We start from the raw sequence: 19077 nt of genomic DNA, 5'->3' as shown, positions 1-19077 counted from the left end.
CGCAAAATGGAAACTTTTCCCAAGCCGCGAAGGTCACCAGAAAGACATCCACCGGCAAGGACAACACCACCATGGCACGGGCAATTTGGAAAGGCGCAATCAGTTTCGGACTGGTCCATATTCCTGTCGCGCTGGTGTCGGCCACCTCCTCCCAGGGTGTGGATTTTGACTGGCTGGACAAACGCAGCATGGACCCGGTGGGCTACAAACGGGTCAACAAGGCGACGGGTAAGGAGGTGACCAAGGACGACATCGTCAAGGGCGTCCAGTACCACAAAGGCCAGTACGTGTTGCTCAGCGAGGAAGAAATTCGTTCCGCCCACCCCAAGTCCACCCAGACCATCGATATCTTTTCCTTTGTCAACAGCGAGAAGATCCCACTGCAAAACATCGACACACCCTATTTCCTCGCCCCTGACAAACGCGGTGGCAAAGTCTATGCCCTACTGCGCGAAACCCTGGTCAAGACTCACAAGGTCGCCCTGGCTCATGTCGTGTTGCATACCCGCCAGCACCTGGCGGCGCTCATGCCCCTTGAATCGGCGCTGGTACTGGTGATGCTGCGCTGGCCTGCTGACGTGCGCGACCTTGATGTCCTGGAGCTGAGCGACGAGGTGACGAACCCGACCCTGGCCAAGGGCGAGCTGGAAATGGCCAAGCGTCTCGTGCAAGACATGAGCGCCGACTGGGAGCCGCAAGAATACCGGGACAGTTTCGAAGACAAAATCATGGAGCTGGTGGAAAAAAAAGCCAACGAAGGCCGCCTCGAAGCGGTGGAGACTGCCCCAGGCGAAGAACAACGCAAGACGGCCGATGTCGTCGACCTTACAGAGTTGCTCAAGCGCAGCCTGGGCAGCAAGGGCAAAGCCACCGACAAATCCGCCGGGAAGGCGCCTGCAAAACCTGCAAAACCCCGCAAATCCGTTCCTGCCAAAAAAGCCACCAAGGCCTCCCGGGGGTAACCCCTGGCGTGCGCAATAGAAGGGAATCTGTCATGGCCAACGCCAAGAGTGAATCTGCTCGTTTGTCTAACGCCAAGTCGGACACTACAACGGCCCGCAAGGCGCCTCAAAACCGCCTGCCCGAGCGCCTGTCGCCGCACCTGGCCACGCCCGTGGAAGAACCGCCCACCGGCGAATGGCGCTATGAAGTCCAGTTCCACGGTTATCGACTGCTGACCCGCATCGAACAGGGCGAAATCCGCTTGTTCAATAGCAATCACCAGGACTGGACCGAGCGTCTGAAGCTGCATGCCGATGCCCTGGCCGAGTTGAACCTGGGGGACAGTTGGCTCGACGGCGAACTGGTGCTGCTCGATGAGACCGGCCACTGCGATTTCGCGGCCCTGCGCCAGGCTTTCGACATCAGCCGCACGGTCGACATGGTGTACTTCCTATTCGATGCGCCGTTCCTCAACGGTGTCGACCTGCGCCAGGCGCCGGTGGAGGAACGCCGTGCGGCCCTGAAAAAAGCCCTTGGCAACAACGCCAGCAAGCGCCTGCGCTTTTCCGAGTCGTTTTCTGCCAGCCAGCACGACATGTTCGAAAGCGCTATCGCGCTCTCACTGGACAGCGTGGTCGGCAAGCGCCTGGGCAGCCCTTATATGTCCCGGCGAAGCGCCGATTGGGTAAAACTCAAGTGCCGGTTGCGCCAAGCCTTCGTCATCGTCGGGTTCACCCGCCCCCAAGGCAAGCGCAGCGGTTTCGGCGCGTTGCTGCTGGCCGTCAACGGGCCGTCTGGGCTGGTGTACGCCGGTCGGGTCGGCACGGGGTTCAGCCAGGCGCAAATCAAACAATTACACCCGCAACTGTGCGCGCAGCAGCGCGAGACTCCGCCACTGGCTTTGCCACTCAACGGTGTGCGGGGACGGGGCGTGCAGTGGGTCGAGCCTGGCCTGACCTGCGAGGTCGAGTTCACTGAATGGACTCACGATAACCGGGTGCGGCAGGCTACTTTCCTGGACTTGTCGGGCAATATGCCGGCCAACAAGGTGTTTCGCGAACAGCCTCTGCCAATAAAGCCCACGACGCCAGAACCCAAGCGCCGCAGCAAAGCCCGCGCGGCCAAAGTCGACGGCGTGACCATCACCCACCCTGATCGGGTCATCGACGGTGTCAGCGGTGTGCAGAAAGCCGAGTTGGCGCAGTATTACCTGGACATCGCTCCGTGGATCCTGCCGCACCTCAAGCGGCGCCCGGTCGCGCTGTTGCGGGCGCCGGACGGTATCGGTGAAGAGCAGTTCTTCCAAAAACACGCCGATCGCCTGGACATTCCCCATATCAAACAGCTGGATCCGCGACTGGACCCGGGCCATGCAGCGCTGATGGAAATCGATGACATCCACGCCCTGGTCAGCGCGGCGCAGATGGGTACAGTGGAACTGCACACCTGGACCGCGACCCACGACCGGATCGAGACGCCCGACCTGTTTGTCCTGGACCTGGACCCGGACCCTTCGCTGCCCTGGAGCGCCATAATCGAGGCGACCCATATGACCTTGGCGGTGCTCGACGAGTTGGGTTTGCAGGCTTTTCTCAAGACCAGCGGTGGCAACGGCATGCACGTGATCGTGCCCTTGGCGAGAAGTGAAGGCTGGGACACCGCCAAGGCGTTCGCCAAAGCCATCTCGCAGTTCCTGACCCGGCAAATGCCAGAGCGCATCACGGCCACCATGGGCCCAAAGAACCGCGTCGGGAAAATATTCGTCGACTACCTGCGCAACGCTCGCGGTGCCAGCACGGTAGCTGCCTACTCGGTACGCGCCAGGCCAGGCCTGCCAGTCTCGGTGCCAATCGCCCGGGCCGAACTGTCGACCCTGCGCAACGCCCAGCAATGGGACATCTATACCGCGCAGGAACGGGCAAAGGGCTTGGGCGCCGATCCCTGGGAAGGCTACAACCACCGCCAGCGCATCACGGCCAGGATGTGGGAGCAACTGAATGCACAAAAACCCACCAACTGAACACCCTGTAGGGACGTAGGGACGTAGGAGCTGTCGAGTACAACGAGGCTGCGATCTTTCCACAACCCATAGAGTCCAGAGCAAACGATCAAAATCAAAATCAAAAGTTCGCAGGCCTCCCCAGCGCCTACATCCAGATAAAGATCACCAGCAGGCCACCAAAGAACGCCCACTTCTGCAGGTAATACAGCGTGCGGTTGCGCTTTTTCAGGGCCTTGCCCTGCAACCGTATCTTGTAGAGCCTGGAGAACGCCCGGTTCAAGGCGCCCGTCCTGTCGCCCGCGTCGTTGGGCGCGCCGGCCGCTGTCATCACGGTGCGGCTGAACCAGCGGTTGAACGCGGTAGCCCAGCGAAACTTCATGGGCCGTTCCACGTCGCAGAACAGGATGATGCGATTATGGCCGGTGGTGTTATGGGCGTAATGAATGAACGTTTCGTCGAAGATCACCGCCTCGCCATCGCGCCAATGATAAGGCTCGCCATCGACATTGATGTAGCAACCAGCATCGTTGGGTGTTTCCAGGCCCAGGTGATACCGATAGGACCCGGCATAGGGGTCGCGGTGCCGGACCAGCTTCGAGCCCGGCGGCAACTCGGCGAACATCGCCGCCTTGATCGAGCCGATGCTCTGCACCAGTTCGGTGGTACGGGGGCACAGCTTCATGGCCGAAGGATGGCTGTCGCCGTACCACTTCAGGTAGAAGCGCTTCCAACCGGTCTTGAAGAACGAGTTGAAGCCCACATCGTCGTATTGATCGGAACGCTTGATCTCCCCCGCGCGCAGCAGCTCCTGGCCTTCCGCCCGGATCTCCTCCCAGTGGGCCTGCAACGGGCTCAGGTCCGGGAACTGCGCCGGGCTCAGGAAAGGCCTGTTGGGCAGTTTCGAGCACAGGTAAAGCAGGCAATTGATCGGGGCGAGAAACGACGAATGATCGCTCAACTGGCGTCCGAACTTATGCCGCACGCGACCGCGCAGGTGAACGTAGCCAATGGAGAAGATGTAGATCGCGACAATGATGAGCTTCACGAAAAACCGCCACAATGCTGGAGTGGACAGGTCGTTTCCCTGGCCAGTCAAGCGACAGGCAGATGGCACAGGGGGAAATGGCATTTTAGCCACAGTTTGTAACCAAAAGTTATCCTTCCATTGTGAAAAACTGTCTTGCCCGGGCAATACCCTATCGTTTATGCGGCCAGACCAGTACAATCGCCGCCAACTATTACGCGCCCCCTTTGGCCGATGCCGCAAACGCGGCCTCGGCGCACGTCTACCGGGCCAGGCGCTCCGTATGCTGCTGTCCTCTTATGCCGGATGGACCCTTGCGCTTGCGACCGCGACACCTTTGCGCGGTCGGGACGTGCGCAAATAGGTACTGAACAGGTACTGCCGCACCCTTAGCTACTCTGAATGTTCCGCAGGATAAACCTTTGATCTCTACAGCTAACATCACGATGCAGTTCGGCGCCAAGCCACTGTTCGAAAACGTCTCTGTCAAATTCGGCGCGGGTAACCGCTACGGTCTGATTGGCGCCAACGGTTGCGGCAAGTCGACCTTCATGAAAATCCTCGGCGGTGACCTCGAGCCGTCCGGCGGCCAGGTCATGCTCGAGCCGAACGTGCGCCTGGGTAAACTGCGCCAGGACCAGTTCGCCTACGAAGAATTCACCGTGATCGACACCGTGATCATGGGTCACGAAGAGCTGTGGAAGGTCAAGGCCGAGCGCGATCGCATCTATTCGCTGCCGGAAATGACCGAAGAAGACGGCATGGCCGTGGCCGAGCTGGAAACCGAATTTGCCGAGATGGACGGCTACACCGCCGAATCCCGTGCCGGTGAACTGCTGTTGGGCCTGGGGATTGGCATCGAGCAGCATTTCGGCCCGATGAGCGAAGTATCACCAGGCTGGAAACTGCGTGTGTTGCTGGCCCAGGCACTGTTCTCCGACCCGGAAGTGCTGCTGCTCGACGAACCGACCAACCACCTGGATATCAACACCATCCGCTGGCTGGAAAACGTGCTGACCCAGCGTTCGAGCCTGATGATCATCATCTCCCACGACCGTCACTTCCTGAACAGTGTCTGCACCCACATGGCGGACCTGGACTACGGCGAGCTGCGCCTGTTCCCGGGCAACTACGACGAGTACATGACCGTGGCGACCCAGTCCCGCGAGCAACTGCTGTCGGACAACGCCAAGAAGAAAGCGCAGATTTCCGAGCTGCAGTCGTTCGTCAGCCGTTTCTCGGCAAACGCCTCGAAAGCCAAGCAGGCCACCTCTCGCGCCAAGCAGATCGACAAGATCCAACTGGCCGAGGTCAAGCCATCGAGCCGCGTCAGCCCGTTCATTCGCTTCGAACAAACCAAAAAGCTGCACCGTCAGGCGGTCATTGTCGAACGCATGGCCAAGGGTTTTGACGGCAAGCCACTGTTCAAGGACTTCAGTTTCACCGTCGAAGCCGGTGAACGCGTGGCGATCATTGGCCCGAACGGTATCGGCAAGACCACCTTGCTGCGCACCCTGGTCAATGAGCTGGAACCCGATGCCGGCACCGTGAAATGGACCGACGCCGCGGAACTGGGCTACTACGCCCAGGACCATGCCCACGATTTCGAAGACGACGTCAACCTGTTCGACTGGATGGGCCAATGGACCCAGGGCGGCGAACAACTGGTTCGTGGCACCTTGGGCCGTATGCTGTTTTCCAACGACGAGATCCTCAAGTCGGTCAAGGTCATTTCCGGTGGTGAGCAAGGCCGCATGCTGTTCGGCAAGCTGATCCTGCAAAAGCCGAACGTGCTGGTGATGGACGAACCGACCAACCACTTGGACATGGAATCGATCGAGGCGCTGAACCTGGCGCTGGAAAACTACCCGGGCACGCTGATCTTCGTCAGCCATGACCGTGAGTTCGTCTCCTCCCTGGCCACCCGCATCATCGAACTGAGCGCCGATGGCGTGGTCGACTTCAGCGGCACCTATGACGACTACCTGCGTAGCCAGGGTGTGGTGTTCTAAGGACGGCCCTTGGCTGTTCGCTGTAAAAGCAAAGCCCTGTCCACTGTGACAGGGCTTTTTGTATTGCAAGGGTAAAACTGTGAGCGGGCTTGCTCGCGAAGCGGCCGGTGCATACAACCTCAATTGAAACTGACCATCCGCCTTCGCCAGCACATTTAGTTAGCCTGCTTTCTTTTATCCCCTCCTCGCGCCATGATGAGGCTCTCTTACCGCTGCCCGCGAACGAGCCCTATGCCCAAGCCCTCACCTGCCTCCAGCTCCCTGTCGATCACCCTGCAGATCGTCTCCATCGTTTTCTACACCTTCATCGCCTTTCTCTGCATCGGCCTGCCCATTGCCGTGCTGCCGGGTTATGTCCACGAACAACTGGGCTTCAGCGCGGTGGTGGCCGGGTTGACCATCGGCTCACAGTACCTGGCGACCCTGCTCAGCCGCCCCATGGCCGGGCGGCTGTCGGACAGCGTTGGCACCAAGCGGGCAATCGTCTACGGGCTGACGGGGATTGTGCTCAGCGGCTTGCTGACGCTGCTCTCGATCTTGTTGCAAAGTTTTCCCCTGGCCAGTCTGTTGATTCTGATTGTTGGGCGCTTGCTGCTTGGCGTGGCCCAAGGGCTGATTGGCGTGGGCACCATCAGCTGGTGCATGGGCCAGGTGGGTGTGGAGCACACCGCCCGCTCGATTTCCTGGAACGGCATCGCCTCGTACGGAGCCATCGCCATCGGTGCGCCGCTGGGCGTGGTGATGGTCGGTGAGCTGGGGTTCGCCAGCCTGGGCGTTGCGTTGTCGCTGCTAGCCGGGGCGGCGCTGTTGATCATTCGCAACAAGCCGTCGGTGCCGGTCATTCGCGGTGAGCGCTTGCCTTTCTGGGCGGTGTTTGGACGCATTGCGCCATTCGGGGCGGGCCTGAGCCTGGCATCGATCGGCTACGGCACGCTCACCACGTTCATCACATTGTTTTATGTCAGTCGCGGCTGGACCGGCGCGGCCTGGTGCCTGACGGTCTTCGGTGCCTGCTTCATCCTGGCGCGGTTGTTGTTCATTTCCAGCATCGCCCGCTTCGGTGGCTTCAACTCAGCCATTGCCTGCATGAGCATCGAAACCCTCGGCCTGGTATTGCTGTGGCTGGCGCCGTCCACCGCGTTCGCCCTGGTCGGTGCCGGGCTGGCCGGTTTCGGGCTATCGCTGGTATACCCGGCGCTGGGGGTGGAGGCCATCAAGCAAGTGCCGAACACCAGCCGTGGCGCGGGTTTGAGCGCCTATGCGGTGTTCTTCGACCTGGCGCTGGCGATTGCCGGTCCGCTGATGGGGGCGGTGGCGTTGAACCTGGGCTATTCATCGATCTTCTTCTGCGCCGCCTTGTTATCCGTCACTGGTCTGGGCCTGACCCTGCTGCTGCGTCGCCGAGCTATAAACGCACCTTGTTGATCATAATGCTGTTCACTCTGGGAAAAACGGTGCTTGTTTCACGAATGGAAAGCCAGGCCCTTCAAAAAAAACCAAAAAAAACGGCGCTTTTCATTTCTGAAAAAACGCCGTTGTTTCTATGTGAACAGCATCACGCCAAAGCGGGCTTCTCACTCATCACCAATGCAATCAGTCGTCGCGACCCATCAGGCCGAACAGCTGCAGCAAGCTGACGAACAGGTTGTAGATCGATACATACAGGCTAATAGTGGCCATGATGTAGTTACGCTCGCCGCCGTGGATGATAGCGCTGGTCTGGTACAGGATGCAGACCGACGAAAACAGCACGAAGCCGGCGCTGATCGCCAGTTGCAGGCCGCTGATCTGGAAGAAGAAGCTGGCCAGCACTGCCCCCAGCAACACGAAGAAACCTGCGGTGATGAAGCCACCCAGGAAGCTCATGTCCTTGCGGGAAATCAGCACGTAGGCCGACAGACCACCGAACACCAATGCGGTCATTGCGAAGGCCGAGCTGACCACTTCAGCGCCGCCCTGCATTTGCAGGTAGCGATTGAGGATCGGGCCGAGCAAAAAGCCCATGAAGCCGGTCAGGGCGAAAGCCGACACCAGGCCCCAGGCCGAATCACGGAGTTTGTTGGTGAGGAAGAAAAGGCCGTAGAAACCGATCAGCACAACGAAGATGTTCGGGTAACCCACCCGCATCTGTTGTGCGACGTAAGCCATCACACCGCTGAAAGCGAGTGTGAGTGCCAGCAACCCATAAGTGTTGCGCAGGACGCGGCTAACCTCTAGCTGCTCAGCCTGCACGCTGTTGTTCACTGCGTAATCCTGTTCGCGCATGGCGACACTCCTCCGGTTTTGAAACATTCAGTGGCAAGGATAATAACAGACGCTCTGTAACAAGCTACGTAGAGAGTTTGACAGTGTGTTTCATTCGGGTATTATGGCGCCCGCAACGCAATACGGAGGTGTGGCCGAGTGGTTTAAGGCAACGGTCTTGAAAACCGTCGACTGTAACAGGTCCATGAGTTCGAATCCCATCGCCTCCGCCATCTTTATACGAAAAAGCCCTGATTATTCAGGGCTTTTTCGTGTCTGGCATTCGCAATACCGATTGCAGCTTCAACATTGGACACAGCTATGGCAAACCCCATCCAGCCACTCAAGGAAAGAAAAGTGCCCCATAAAACCATCGGCTCCATCGTCGCAGCAATCGGGGGCATCCTCCTGTTGTGTATATTCTTCAGCAGCTGGTACACGGTCGACGAAACCGAGCGCGGCGTGCTGCTGCGCAACGGGGCGTTGGTCGGGGTGATTGAACCGGGGCTGTCCTTCAAGATGCCATTTATCGAGTCGGTACGCCTGATCAGCGTCCAGAACCAAGTGACGGCTTATGAAGACCTACAGGCCTACAGCAAGGACCAACAGTCTGCCCAGCTCAAGGTGTCCGTGTCCTGGCACATCGCGCCTTTGGATGTCGCGAAGGTCTATACCCAGTTCAAGGACCTTGAAGGTATCCGCGACCGGATGATCAGCCGCCAAGTGCCTACCCAGGTGGAAAACGTCTTTGGCAAGTTCAACGCCGTGGCTGCCGTGCAGAACCGCGTCCAACTGGTCAACGATATTTCCACGGCCATCAAGGCCAGCATTACCGGCCCCGTGATCATCGACAGCGTTCAGGTCGAGAACATTGACTTCAGTGATGCCTACGAAAAAGCCATCGAAGCGCGCATGGCTGCGGAAGTCCAGGTCAAGACCCGCGAACAACAGCTCGCCACCGAGCAGGTGCAAGCACAGATTCGCGTGACCCAGGCGCAGGCGGAGGCCGATTCGCAAGTGGCACAGGCCAAGGCAGACGCACTGGCTACCGAGTTGCGCGGCAAAGCCGAAGCCGAAGCCATTAAGGCGCGGGCCCAGGCCCTGGCCAGCAACCAGAACCTGGTGGAGCTGACCAAGGCCGAGCGCTGGAATGGTGTCTTGCCAACCACCGTGCTGCCAAACGGCGCCCTGCCCTTCATCGACATCAAGTAACGCCACGGGCGCGGCCTGCACGGCCGCGCCTGCTCCACTGCGGCGTACTTGCGCAGCAGCATCGCCCCTCTCGTTAGCGCTACACTCAACCATGAACCCGACGTTCATCGTTAGCACGGAGCTCAACGTGTACCCAGGCCAAAGCAAACCTGAACACCAACCCGCACGACGCTTACCTTTCCCCCCTTCCGCCCCCCTTCGAGCATCTCTCCCCCTCGGGAATTCATCGACTCCTTCGGTCAGCGCCCTGAACAGGAGAATAACGTGACCACTATTATCAAAAAATATAAATGGCCCGCCCTGTTGGCTGTCGCGCTTGTTGTGTTTTGCGCACTGATATTCTTTTTAATCAAGTCATACACGTACGACTCATCGACCTACTTTGAATCCCGCGACTTCATTCGCCAGCTCAAGCAGGCCGATGCTAACTGGAACGTCAAGATCCTCAGGAAAAAGATCGGCGTGAACAACAACCTGTCGCTGGCACTGCCGCTTGAGGCCGGCAGTCGATGGGAGCAGTTGGAGCAACTCAATAATTCCGGCCCTTTAGCGGCGCTTTGGGCCTCCAGGCGCAAGGGCTATGTGGAGGCCGTCAAGAACAAGACCTTGTTGGTGGAGCAATTCGAACAGCACAACGCCAATCTACGCACATCCCTGGATGCGTTGCCGCAGGTCGAAGACCAGATTCAAACGCTACTCAACGACATGAATATCGAAAACCCCATGGAGCGCCTGACCGCAGCGTCCAATGTGCTTGAGTTGACCCTGACAACGCTGGAGTTCGCACTTTATGTCTCGACGGACAAAGCCAAGGAAGTGCAGGGCAAATTAACTGAGCTGGAGCCTTACATTCACCAGTTGCCTGCGGCCTATCAGCCCCCGTTCATGACCCTGACCCACCACGTCCAGACCATTGCCCAGGAACAACCTGTCGTCAATGACCTACTTGATCGCATCAGCGTCATTCCGGTTGCCCAGGAGCTGGACAGCATCAATGAGCTGCTGAACGAGACACAGCGCAGGACCGCCGCAACGGACCGTCAATATCATCTCTACCTGGCGGTGTGCGCCAGCGTGATGGCACTGTTGATGATCTACCTGGCGGTGCGACTGGTTCGCAGTTACGCCGTCATCAATCAGATCAACCAGGAACTGCAAGTGTCCAATGAACGGCTCGAGGAGCGCGTACAGGAGCGCACCCAAGAGCTGAAGGAGGCCGAACGCGAATTGGTGGATGCGGCCCGAATGGCGGGCATGGCCGAAATAGCCACGAATGTGTTGCACAACGTCGGAAATGTGCTCAACAGCGTGAATATTTCGGCCGAGCTCGTGACCCGCAAGTTGAGGAACAGCAAGACGCTCGGGCTGACTAAAGCGGTCAAGATGATGAATGAACATGCCGAGGATCTTGGACAGTTCATCACCCTTGATGAAAAAGGCCGGTTGCTGCCACGCTATTTCAACGAACTGGTCGATTCCATCGCCGCGGAACAGGCAGTGCTTATCGATGAGCTGGCGCAGTTGACCAAGAGCATCGATCACATCAAGGAAATCGTCACCACTCAACAAACCTATGCAGGGGCCGCCAGACTGATCGAACCGCTCAATGTCAGCAATCTGTTCGAAGATGCGCTACGTATGAATTCGGGCGCGCTCAGCCGGCATCACGTCACTGTCATCAAGGAATACCAGGACGTTCCTGCGATCATGGGAGACAAGCACAGGTTGCTGCTGATCCTGATCAACCTGATCAGCAACGCCAAAATCGCCATGTCGCACATCAGTGAGCATCCGCGGGAAATGACCCTGGGGATTCGCATCCTCGACGAAACCACGCTATGCCTCAGCGTCAAGGACCGAGGCGAAGGTATTGCCCCGGAGAACCTGGCCCGCATCTTCAACCATGGCTTCACGACCCGCAAGGACGGCCATGGATTTGGCTTGCACAGCTGCGCCCTGGCGGCGGTAGAAATGAATGGCCGCCTCTATGTCCATAGCGACGGACCGGGGCAAGGCGCCCTATTTACCTTGGAAGTTCCGCTGGAATTGGCACGCGCCTGATGAGTGACGGACGTTGGCTGCCCCCGCTGCTATCGTAAGCAAGCTCCCACAGGGGACGATTGCTGAACACCCGGGAAACCTGTGGGAGCGAGCTTGCTCGCGATGGCGGCGTACCTGTCACCGAGAGGTTGGATGTACCGCCCCCTACCTATTTCGTGTTGACAGACCGATCGCTACAGCTTCTGCGGGTCGGCAACGCGGCGGCGTAGGCCAGCGCTTCCTCACGGGAAGCAAAGGAACCCAACCGGTCAGCCTGGGTACAGACCCTCCATGGGCCGCTGTTTACGCTAAGCACGTCATAACCGTTGATGTGCATTTTCGTCAGCATCGCAGTACTCATTGGTCACCTCCTACTTTAACCAAGGGTGCACGGCCTACCATACACGCCGATTGCGCTGGGCGGCCAACCGACCGTCGCGACACCCGCCGCATTCGTGGCGCCCTCAGTGGGAATCCGAATCCCACAACCAGTCCCACAGTCCTGGCAAATGCACGGGCTCGGTACTGTGATCGACCGTCCGAGCCAAGGCCGCTCGCTCCAGTGCCTGGTGGTCATCATAGAACGGCTTGGCGTCGGTCCTCACGCCGGTAGCCTTGGCACTGTCGAGCAGGATCTGCAGGTATTCGCGGGCATGCCGAGCGGTATAACGATTGATGTCGTGAAACGTCACCACCACCGGAATGACCCCATCCACCACCGGCAACTGCCCGGCGGCGATGCGCTCGCGCACCTCGGAAAGTTGCCGGGTCAGGTTGATCCGCCGCCGCGGGCTCATCGTGATGCCCCAGACTTTGCCGTCATTTGCGCTCAGGTCGGTCAACAAAATATGCAGGCCATGGCGCCGGTAGGCGGCAGAAGTACGCCTGTCGAAGCTCCAGAATGGCGGCCTCAGCAAGGTCGGCGCCGCACCTGTAATGGAGGCGATATCGCGCCGGCCACGGGCCAGCGATTGCTCCAGCTCATCCGGATTCAGGAACCGGTGATTGGTGTGCCAGTGGGTCGCCGTATGAAAGGCCAACACATGGCCCTCCTGCTGTTCACGGCGCATTACCGAGCGGCCAATATCACTGCCACCGGCCCGTGGTACGCGGGTCTGCAGAAAAAACACCGCTTTGATGTCGGGCTGTACCGGATTGTCTGCGAGTGCGTCGAGCACCTCCAAGCTAGGGTTCCAGATAGATGAGGCGCTGGGCCCATCATCGAATGTCAGCAGGAAACGGATCGGGGGTTGTTCACGCAAGCGTTGCTCGGTTTGCGGCGTCAGTTCGATGGGGGCGCCAATGCAGCCCGACAAACCGATGGCGAGGGCTGCGATGAACAGCACCCTGGCGATGTTTTTCATGTTTTGCCTTTTGTTGATGCCGCATTGCGTCGCCTTTGATCCTTGGCCTAAGGTGTTGAAGCTCACCTTGGAGAAGGGTAACCGGCTTTGGTTCCTGGCCGCGAGTTCCGGCTGTTTGGCTGTCGCTCCGCGCTCGAGTCTGAGCGGTATTAATTTGACCGTCTGGAAGCTCAATGGAATTTTCCGAATGCCTTTGTATCCATCCGTATAGGACTAATTAGGGAGGACTTATGGGCGGGCCATCGCTTTACATCATTGATTACATGCTCCATGGCGAACCCAAGTCATTCATTATTCGCGCAGAAGTGATGAATAATTCCGAGGCTTGGCATTGGGCCAGTTGCGACGCGGGGGTCGGGCGAATACCGAAATTCGGGAGGGAAAAGGTCAAGCGGGTCTCCAAACCCCTTGCTGAAAAATACGGTATTACCGACGTGCGCTGGCGGGCGAGCGTCACGCCGTCCTGGGTCAAGGAGTCCAGCTGACACCACTCGCATTGTTTCCGACGCACCGGCTGTCTAACCGGACGCCGGATTCTTCGACAGACCTGAAATAACTCAACTACGCTTAAACCACGGCACAGCCCGCCCCTGGCGGGTTTTGTGCTGCCTCATCAACCCTTGAATGGAGGTGTGACATGTCCGAAAAAGAGTCCATCACCACCCTGCTCACCTTGCTGGAATCGCGTCAGGCCAGGCTCACGGCAGCCTGCAAGGAAATCGCCGACTGGGTCGACCACCAAGGCGGGCATCCTACCGCAGTGCGCATCCGGGACCGGCTCAACGACATCGATAAAGACGCCCCGTCGATCCAAAGTGCGCTAACGTCGCTCAAGCCTGCAGAACCCCCTCTGCCCAAGTTCCGCTGACGCGCTGCGCCAGACCTGTTCTCCCTGAGTTCTACCGGTTGGAAAACCGATGGAACGCGTTTTTTTGCGCCTCGAAATTGATCGGCACCGGTGCAAAAGCACAAAGGGAAGCGCAACGCCAGCACGAAATTAGGCACAGCCTTGCAGGCGCCGATCAACGCGCTGGCACCTATCCCCGCTCGTTCAGATAAGCAACCCACTGCTCATAAGCTTCGTGTTGACGCTGGACCGCCTCATCCCAGGTCGATCCGCTCATTTGATGAACACATATGAGCTTCATCATTTCCGACGTTGCCGTATCAAGCTCCACCAGAAGCTCATGGGATTTGATCTTGAAGTCTTCAACAGTGGTCATTTCTCGCTTCCTTCCCCTATCGGGGTCGGCCAGTGCACCCAACATGGATTCATTTTTTTTAAGCTGATTCATTTGAGGCGATAACCGGTCGAAAGCCTAGTGCTAGTGGTCGGAGAAATGAAGCAATGGCAAGCACAAATAATCTCAGTCTTTCCCGCGCCGTCGCGGTCTTAGTGGATAAGACCAGGCAAAACTCGACATTTGAACGAAACAGATACTGTCAGGCGCAAATATTGCAGTTATATTTCAGTTTAATGACAGTCACAGATCGAGTACGACCATGAAAATTCGAGCGACCGTCATCTGCGAGGAAAATCGCCACATCCTCCTGGTTCGCAAAGCCAATAGTCGTTGGGCGCTGCCGGGCGGTACCGTCGAGTGCGGCGAAACCCATGCTGGGGCAGCTATCCGGGAATTGGCAGAGGAAACCGGCCTGGACGTCGAGAACCTGCTCTACTTGATGCGAATGAGTGACGGGCAGACCGAACATCATGTGTTCGAAGCATCGGTCAGCGACTCGACGGCAGCCAAGCCACAGAATGAAATCAGCGATTGCCTCTGGCACCCGCTGGACGCCATTGCCCAACTGCAAATGAAAAAGGGGACGCGGGACATTCTCGAGGCGTTTCGGCGGCGGTTGTGAGGAGCCGGCACCGGTGGTCAACACCTAATAGGCTGCATAATAAATATCATGCAGCCTATTGTTTTATAAGATTTTATCTACAACAGAATCCCCACAACTCTACCGCCAAGCCGCTTTAGCGCGACGGGTTCATTTTTCCTTCCAAGCGGTACTGATTGGATTGACCACGGTATTCTTTTCCTGCGTATAGGTTCCGTTCTGCTGGGCTATCGCTTCGCCGGTGTCGACAATTGCGTTCTGGATAAACACGTTTTGTGCATCACCGCGAATAAAGGTGAGCTGGTGATACGCCGTTTTATTTCCCCAGTCGGGGGACGGTAGGGAGATAAACTTCACCGTGTATGTTTCATCGCTGTGCTGTCCCTGCAAGACATAGACACCGTAATGATTTTCTCCCTGAGAGATGATTTTGTACAAACCGTTGCTGTAGTAATAAATTTCCGCATCGGGATAAGGTTTCTTATCGTACATTTTCCGATAGTGCAGAACTTGTTTAATAGTCGGCTCGCCAAAGTTTACCGCTAGCGTTTTCCCATCAACGGACGTTGTCTCCCCTGCGTATACAGCGCTGCTGCCCATCAAGGTCAACAGACTCATCGTTGCGATTGTTTTCACTCGTCACCTCTCCATGGTTAAAGGATTAGCATACTGGGTAAGGCAGCCTGGAGGACATAACCGCCGGCCACTCACCTTGCCAATCTCAACGCCGAGTGTAGAGGTTTGCGCTTGAAAATACCCGCAGGCTTGGACCCGGTTTCTGCGCCAGTTTTTCAGAAGCAGAAACGAACAAGGGTTTGCGTTAGCTTTCGCTCGCAAACCCTTGATTTTAGATGGTGCCCGAAGCCGGAATCGAACCGGCACGCCCTTACGAGCGGGGGATTTTAAGTCCCATGCGTCTACCAGTTTCGCCATTCGGGCGGTAGCGCGGTTAGCCATGGGAACGTCGGCAAAATCCAATGGCCGATGTTCTGGCTGGTGCAGCAAGAGGGGGAATATATACATCCCTCCCCTGCGAAGCAAGGTAGCTCATGTCCTTTTCGATACAAAAGCTTTCAATGCTTAGCAAATAAAAAAGCTCCGTAAATCATAGATCTACAGAGCTTTTTAAAAGTGGAGGCCGAAGTCGGAATCGAACCGGCGTAGGTGGATTTGCAATCCACTGCATAACCATTTTGCTATTCGGCCTCAGAACGTTTGATGCGATGCTGCCACATCAACCGCGTACAAACCTGATCAGGACACAGGACCTCTAGGTGTCGCTATCCCCTTGAAAACATTGAGATTTTTTACGTCCCAGTGCGTTCGATGGGCGCAATTATGTACTCATTTGCCTAGGCTGACAACCCCTTGATTTCAAAAAAAAATCGTCCAGCGGTCTCGGTGCGCCAGGTAGATATCGGAAGGCTTTTGGGGCTGCTGCGCGGCCCACCAGGAGCAGGCTCCCTCGCCACAGGCGTTTGTGGGGTTGCAGGGTCTTACAGTGCAACGCATGAACCGGCTGTCGCAGGCCTGGACCATTATGGGTAACATACCGGCCGTCCCCGCAGCCCTCCTGCGACCTGCTAGATAAGCCTATTCCATGCCTTTTGAACTCAGCGTTGACCTCACGACCCTCGCTATCCTTGCTGTTGTCGCATTCATTGCCGGTTTCATCGATGCCATTGCCGGTGGCGGTGGGTTGCTGACAACGCCAGCCCTGCTGACGGCAGGCTTGCCGCCACATCTGGTCCTGGGAACCAACAAACTCAGTTCGACCTTCGGCTCTGCAACGGCCAGCCTCACCTTCTACAAGCGCAAGCTGTTCCACCCAAGGCAGTGGACTCATGCCCTCGTTGGCACCCTGGTCGGGGCCCTGGCCGGCGCCATCGTCGCCCATTACTTACCCGCCGAGTGGCTGAACAAGATGCTGCCAGTCATCGTCTTCGCCTGCGGCCTGTACCTGTTGTTCGGCGGCACGCCCAAGGCGCCGCTGGACAGCGACGCCCCGATCAAGAAGACATGGCAGGCGCCCCAAGGCTTCAGCCTGGGCTTCTATGACGGTGTGGCCGGGCCGGGGACGGGGGCGTTCTGGACTGTGAGCAGCCTGCTGCTCTACCCCATCGATCTGGTCAAGGCCAGTGGCGTGGCCCGTAGCATGAACTTCGTCAGTAACATCGCGGCGCTGTCGGTGTTCATCTTTTCCGGGCAGGTGGACTGGGTCATCGGCCTGAGCATGGGCCTGTCGGTGATGACCGGCGCGTTCTTCGGCGCTCGCACCGCCATCAGTGGCGGCGCGAAGTTCATCCGACCGGTGTTCATCACCGTGGTGCTGGGCTTGACCGTGCGCCTAGCCTGGCAGCACTGGTTCAGCGTGGCCTAAGCGTCGCGCCACATACAGGTCGATCAGGTAGCGGGCGATGGAACGCGAGGCCGGCAACGGTGGCAAGTCATGGACGTTGAACCACTGGGCGTCCTCGATTTCATCTTCCTGGGGCACGATGTCGCCACCGGCATATTCAGCGTGGAAACCGAGCATCATCGAGTGGGGGAACGGCCAGCATTGGCTGCCCATGTACTGAATGTTCTTCACCTCGATGCTGACTTCCTCGCAAACCTCGCGCACCAGGCAATCCTCGGCCGACTCGCCAGGCTCGGCAAACCCCGCCAGGGTGCTATAGACGCCCGGGACGAAACGCGGCGAACGGGCCAGCAGGACTTCATCGCCGCGAGTGATCAACACGATCATGCTCGGTGAAATCCGCGGATAGTGCCGCAGCTCACAGGTGTCGCAATACATGGCCCGCTCCAGCGGAATCTGGTCCATGCGCTTGCCGCAACTGCCACAGAAACGATGGTCCCGGGCCCAGGTGCCGATCTGCGCGGCATAGCCCAACACTTTGTACAGCGTGTGGTCATCCTCAAGCATGAACGCCCGCAAGCCTTTCCAATTACAGCCTGGGATTTCCAGCGGGCTGTGCAATTCCAGCAGGTAGACCGGCTCGCCATCCAGGTGACCGATGCCGTGCTCGGCGAGGATCGACAGGTCTTGGCGCTTGAGCCATTCGCGAGGAAACAGCGCGCCGTTGTCATCGAACAGAAAGCCTTCGGGACTGCGGGCAACGGCCCAACCGCCAGGAAGAGCGGTATCGAGTACTGCGGTGGTCCAGCGTGAAATCATGGTCAATCAATCCTGGAATTCAGGTTTCTGTTTGCTCATATGGGCGGCCATGGCCACACGCAGGTCGGTCGATTGCAACATGGCGGCGTTCCAGGTGGCGACGTATTCCAAGCCATCATCGATGCGGTGGTCGCGCATGTAACCGATCATTTCCTTGGTGCCGGTCACGGCAATCGGCGACTTGGCGGCGATTTCCCGGGCGATGTCCATCACGCCGTCGAGCAGGCTGACGGTGTCACTGTAGACACGATTGACCAGGCCGATGCTGCGCGCTTCGTCGGCACCGAAGGTGCGCCCCGTATAAGCGAGTTCACGCAGCATGCCGTCCCCGATGATCCGGGGCAAGCGTTGCAATGTGCCAACATCGGCGGCCATGCCGATATCGATTTCCTTGATGGAGAACTGGGCGTCCTCGGCGGCGTAACGCATGTCGCAGGCGGCAATCAGGTCGATGGCCCCGCCCAGGCAGTAGCCTTGGATCGCCGCAAGCACGGGTTTTCGGCAGTTATCCACGGCATTGAACGAGGCTTGCAGTTGCAGGATTTTGCGTCGCAGCAGGCGTGCATTGCGCCCTACGTCCTTGCCCAGCTCGTTGGCCACGCCCGCCAGCATCATCAAGTCTATCCCTGAAGAAAAATGCTTGCCGGCACCACTGAGTACCACCACCCGCGCGGCATCGGTGTCGTCGATCCATTGGAAGATCTCGATGATCTCGCTCCAGAACGCGGCGTTCATCGAGTTGATCTTTTCCGGGCGATTGATCTGCACATGGGCAATGTTGTCTGCAAGTTCGACGTTGAACGCTTGGTATTGCGACATGACAGTGATCCTTTACCGGCTGAAAAGAGGCTTGAACTATAACAAGCCATCGCGACAGGACGTAGGCAGTGCATCGGCCAAAGGCGGGACTGACCGCCGACATGACCAAGGAAAGCTTTATGGCAAAAGGGGAACTCTGTGGGAGCAAGGCTTGCCCGCGATGAAGGCAATGCGGTCTTTCAAGAATAGAGCTGCCTGTTTCGCGGGGGCCTTGCTCCCACTTACCCCCGTCACAATGATCAGGGCTTCTCTTGCGCCTGCAACTGCCCGGGGGGGGGGGGGGGGGGGGGGGGGGGGGGGGGGGGGGGGGGGGGGGGGGGGGGGGGGGGGGGGGGGGGGGGGGGGGGGGGGGGGGGGGGGGGGGGGGGGGGGGGGGGGGGGGGGGGGGGGGGGGG

18 protein-coding genes and 3 tRNA genes are annotated in these 19077 nt (G+C 58.4%); 11 read left to right on the top strand and 10 right to left on the bottom strand.

The window, feature by feature from the left end; genetic code table 11:
- Window positions 1-71 precede the first annotated feature (71 nt).
- Together ku and ligD are read left to right on the top strand one after the other, a co-directional pair.
- Complete coding sequence (gene ku, locus AACY42_RS24230) at window positions 72-962, top strand: non-homologous end joining protein Ku (protein ID WP_339482810.1); 891 nt, start codon at window positions 72-74, stop codon at window positions 960-962.
- 32 nt (window positions 963-994) lie between these two features.
- Complete coding sequence (gene ligD, locus AACY42_RS24225) at window positions 995-2962, top strand: DNA ligase D (protein WP_339482809.1); 1968 nt, start codon at window positions 995-997, stop codon at window positions 2960-2962.
- Between the two features lie 127 nt (window positions 2963-3089).
- Here ligD and lpxO read toward each other — a convergent pair whose 3' ends face one another.
- Window positions 3090-3989, bottom strand: coding sequence for a lipid A hydroxylase LpxO (lpxO, locus tag AACY42_RS24220; RefSeq protein ID WP_339482808.1), 900 nt, complete (start codon window positions 3987-3989; stop codon window positions 3090-3092).
- Window positions 3990-4390: 401 nt separating this feature from the next.
- On the opposite strand from lpxO, the gene AACY42_RS24215 reads away from it, so the two are divergent.
- Complete coding sequence (locus AACY42_RS24215; protein ID WP_003181279.1) at window positions 4391-5980, top strand: ABC-F family ATPase; 1590 nt, start codon at window positions 4391-4393, stop codon at window positions 5978-5980.
- Between the two features lie 231 nt (window positions 5981-6211).
- A complete protein-coding gene (locus tag AACY42_RS24210) occupies window positions 6212-7405 on the top strand; it encodes an MFS transporter (protein WP_339482807.1) in 1194 nt (397 codons plus the stop codon).
- A gap of 168 nt (window positions 7406-7573) precedes the next feature.
- On the opposite strand, the gene AACY42_RS24205 is transcribed toward AACY42_RS24210, so the two are convergent.
- On the bottom strand, window positions 7574-8245 hold the full coding sequence (locus tag AACY42_RS24205) for a Bax inhibitor-1/YccA family protein (protein WP_339482806.1): 672 nt from the start codon (window positions 8243-8245) through the stop codon (window positions 7574-7576).
- A 124-nt stretch (window positions 8246-8369) separates the two neighbouring features.
- Between AACY42_RS24205 and AACY42_RS24200 the strand changes: the two genes are divergently transcribed.
- From AACY42_RS24200 to AACY42_RS24190, 3 genes are all read left to right on the top strand, one after another.
- Window positions 8370-8457 (top strand) — tRNA-Ser (locus tag AACY42_RS24200).
- Window positions 8458-8581: 124 nt separating this feature from the next.
- Window positions 8582-9436 carry an SPFH domain-containing protein gene (locus tag AACY42_RS24195; RefSeq protein ID WP_339482850.1) on the top strand — a complete coding sequence of 285 codons (855 nt, stop codon included), beginning with the start codon at window positions 8582-8584 and terminating at the stop codon, window positions 9434-9436.
- Between the two features lie 264 nt (window positions 9437-9700).
- Window positions 9701-11497: a DAHL domain-containing protein gene (locus tag AACY42_RS24190; RefSeq protein WP_339482805.1), complete on the top strand. Its 1797-nt coding sequence runs from the start codon at window positions 9701-9703 to the stop codon at window positions 11495-11497.
- Window positions 11498-11645: 148 nt separating this feature from the next.
- On the opposite strand, the gene AACY42_RS24185 is transcribed toward AACY42_RS24190, so the two are convergent.
- Both AACY42_RS24185 and AACY42_RS24180 read right to left on the bottom strand, forming a co-directional pair.
- Window positions 11646-11837 (bottom strand): DUF2188 domain-containing protein, encoded by a 192-nt coding sequence (locus AACY42_RS24185; RefSeq protein WP_339482803.1) that lies wholly within the window; start codon window positions 11835-11837, stop codon window positions 11646-11648.
- A gap of 103 nt (window positions 11838-11940) precedes the next feature.
- Window positions 11941-12840, bottom strand: a complete 900-nt coding sequence (locus AACY42_RS24180) for a polysaccharide deacetylase family protein (protein ID WP_339482801.1) — start codon at window positions 12838-12840, stop codon at window positions 11941-11943.
- A gap of 230 nt (window positions 12841-13070) precedes the next feature.
- On the opposite strand from AACY42_RS24180, the gene AACY42_RS24175 reads away from it, so the two are divergent.
- Both AACY42_RS24175 and AACY42_RS24170 read left to right on the top strand, forming a co-directional pair.
- The gene (locus tag AACY42_RS24175; RefSeq protein WP_212800349.1) at window positions 13071-13325 is read left to right on the top strand and encodes a DUF6555 family protein; all 255 of its coding nucleotides are present in this window, start codon (window positions 13071-13073) and stop codon (window positions 13323-13325) included.
- 152 nt (window positions 13326-13477) lie between these two features.
- Window positions 13478-13708: a hypothetical protein gene (locus AACY42_RS24170; RefSeq protein ID WP_003201752.1), complete on the top strand. Its 231-nt coding sequence runs from the start codon at window positions 13478-13480 to the stop codon at window positions 13706-13708.
- Between the two features lie 169 nt (window positions 13709-13877).
- Here the strand turns inward: AACY42_RS24170 and AACY42_RS24165 are convergent, their stop codons facing one another.
- The gene (locus AACY42_RS24165) at window positions 13878-14063 is read right to left on the bottom strand and encodes a hypothetical protein (protein ID WP_003201747.1); all 186 of its coding nucleotides are present in this window, start codon (window positions 14061-14063) and stop codon (window positions 13878-13880) included.
- A 280-nt stretch (window positions 14064-14343) separates the two neighbouring features.
- Here AACY42_RS24165 and AACY42_RS24160 point away from each other — a divergent pair, with 280 nt between their 5' ends.
- On the top strand, window positions 14344-14706 hold the full coding sequence (locus AACY42_RS24160) for an NUDIX hydrolase (RefSeq protein ID WP_339482800.1): 363 nt from the start codon (window positions 14344-14346) through the stop codon (window positions 14704-14706).
- Between the two features lie 129 nt (window positions 14707-14835).
- Here AACY42_RS24160 and AACY42_RS24155 read toward each other — a convergent pair whose 3' ends face one another.
- From AACY42_RS24155 to AACY42_RS24145, 3 genes are all read right to left on the bottom strand, one after another.
- Entirely contained in the window at window positions 14836-15285 is a 450-nt protein-coding gene (locus AACY42_RS24155; RefSeq protein WP_339482849.1) for a hypothetical protein, read from the bottom strand.
- 252 nt (window positions 15286-15537) lie between these two features.
- Window positions 15538-15624: transfer RNA gene (locus tag AACY42_RS24150), tRNA-Leu, on the bottom strand.
- A 193-nt stretch (window positions 15625-15817) separates the two neighbouring features.
- Window positions 15818-15891: transfer RNA gene (locus tag AACY42_RS24145), tRNA-Cys, on the bottom strand.
- Between the two features lie 394 nt (window positions 15892-16285).
- Between AACY42_RS24145 and AACY42_RS24140 the strand changes: the two genes are divergently transcribed.
- On the top strand, window positions 16286-17065 hold the full coding sequence (locus tag AACY42_RS24140; protein ID WP_339482798.1) for a TSUP family transporter: 780 nt from the start codon (window positions 16286-16288) through the stop codon (window positions 17063-17065).
- Here the strand turns inward: AACY42_RS24140 and nudC are convergent.
- Entirely contained in the window at window positions 17033-17863 is an 831-nt protein-coding gene (nudC, locus tag AACY42_RS24135; protein ID WP_339482797.1) for an NAD(+) diphosphatase, read from the bottom strand. The two genes, AACY42_RS24140 and nudC, sit on opposite strands and share 33 nt — an antisense overlap.
- Before the next feature lie 6 nt (window positions 17864-17869).
- Window positions 17870-18682 (bottom strand): crotonase/enoyl-CoA hydratase family protein, encoded by an 813-nt coding sequence (locus AACY42_RS24130; RefSeq protein WP_339482796.1) that lies wholly within the window; start codon window positions 18680-18682, stop codon window positions 17870-17872.
- Window positions 18683-19077 lie beyond the last annotated feature (395 nt).

It is taken from the genome of Pseudomonas sp. RL_5y_Pfl2_73, assembly GCF_963970515.1.
Lineage (GTDB): Bacteria > Pseudomonadota > Gammaproteobacteria > Pseudomonadales > Pseudomonadaceae > Aquipseudomonas.
This window is presented reverse-complemented; position numbering and strand designations above follow the sequence as displayed.

Excerpts from the sequence above, each read along its gene's own strand:
- ku (WP_339482810.1), top strand. The coding sequence starts at position 72 with ATGGCACGGGCAATTTGGAAAGGCGCAATCAGTTTCGGACTGGTCCAT.
- ligD (WP_339482809.1), top strand. The coding sequence starts at position 995 with ATGGCCAACGCCAAGAGTGAATCTGCTCGTTTGTCTAACGCCAAGTCG.
- AACY42_RS24210 (WP_339482807.1), top strand. The coding sequence starts at position 6,212 with ATGCCCAAGCCCTCACCTGCCTCCAGCTCCCTGTCGATCACCCTGCAG.
- AACY42_RS24205 (WP_339482806.1), bottom strand. The coding sequence starts at position 8,245 with ATGCGCGAACAGGATTACGCAGTGAACAACAGCGTGCAGGCTGAGCAG.
- AACY42_RS24185 (WP_339482803.1), bottom strand. The coding sequence starts at position 11,837 with ATGAGTACTGCGATGCTGACGAAAATGCACATCAACGGTTATGACGTG.
- AACY42_RS24180 (WP_339482801.1), bottom strand. The coding sequence starts at position 12,840 with ATGAAAAACATCGCCAGGGTGCTGTTCATCGCAGCCCTCGCCATCGGT.
- AACY42_RS24175 (WP_212800349.1), top strand. The coding sequence starts at position 13,071 with ATGGGCGGGCCATCGCTTTACATCATTGATTACATGCTCCATGGCGAA.
- AACY42_RS24170 (WP_003201752.1), top strand. The coding sequence starts at position 13,478 with ATGTCCGAAAAAGAGTCCATCACCACCCTGCTCACCTTGCTGGAATCG.
- AACY42_RS24165 (WP_003201747.1), bottom strand. The coding sequence starts at position 14,063 with ATGACCACTGTTGAAGACTTCAAGATCAAATCCCATGAGCTTCTGGTG.
- AACY42_RS24160 (WP_339482800.1), top strand. The coding sequence starts at position 14,344 with ATGAAAATTCGAGCGACCGTCATCTGCGAGGAAAATCGCCACATCCTC.
- AACY42_RS24155 (WP_339482849.1), bottom strand. The coding sequence starts at position 15,285 with ATGGGCAGCAGCGCTGTATACGCAGGGGAGACAACGTCCGTTGATGGG.
- AACY42_RS24140 (WP_339482798.1), top strand. The coding sequence starts at position 16,286 with ATGCCTTTTGAACTCAGCGTTGACCTCACGACCCTCGCTATCCTTGCT.
- nudC (WP_339482797.1), bottom strand. The coding sequence starts at position 17,863 with ATGATTTCACGCTGGACCACCGCAGTACTCGATACCGCTCTTCCTGGC.
- AACY42_RS24130 (WP_339482796.1), bottom strand. The coding sequence starts at position 18,682 with ATGTCGCAATACCAAGCGTTCAACGTCGAACTTGCAGACAACATTGCC.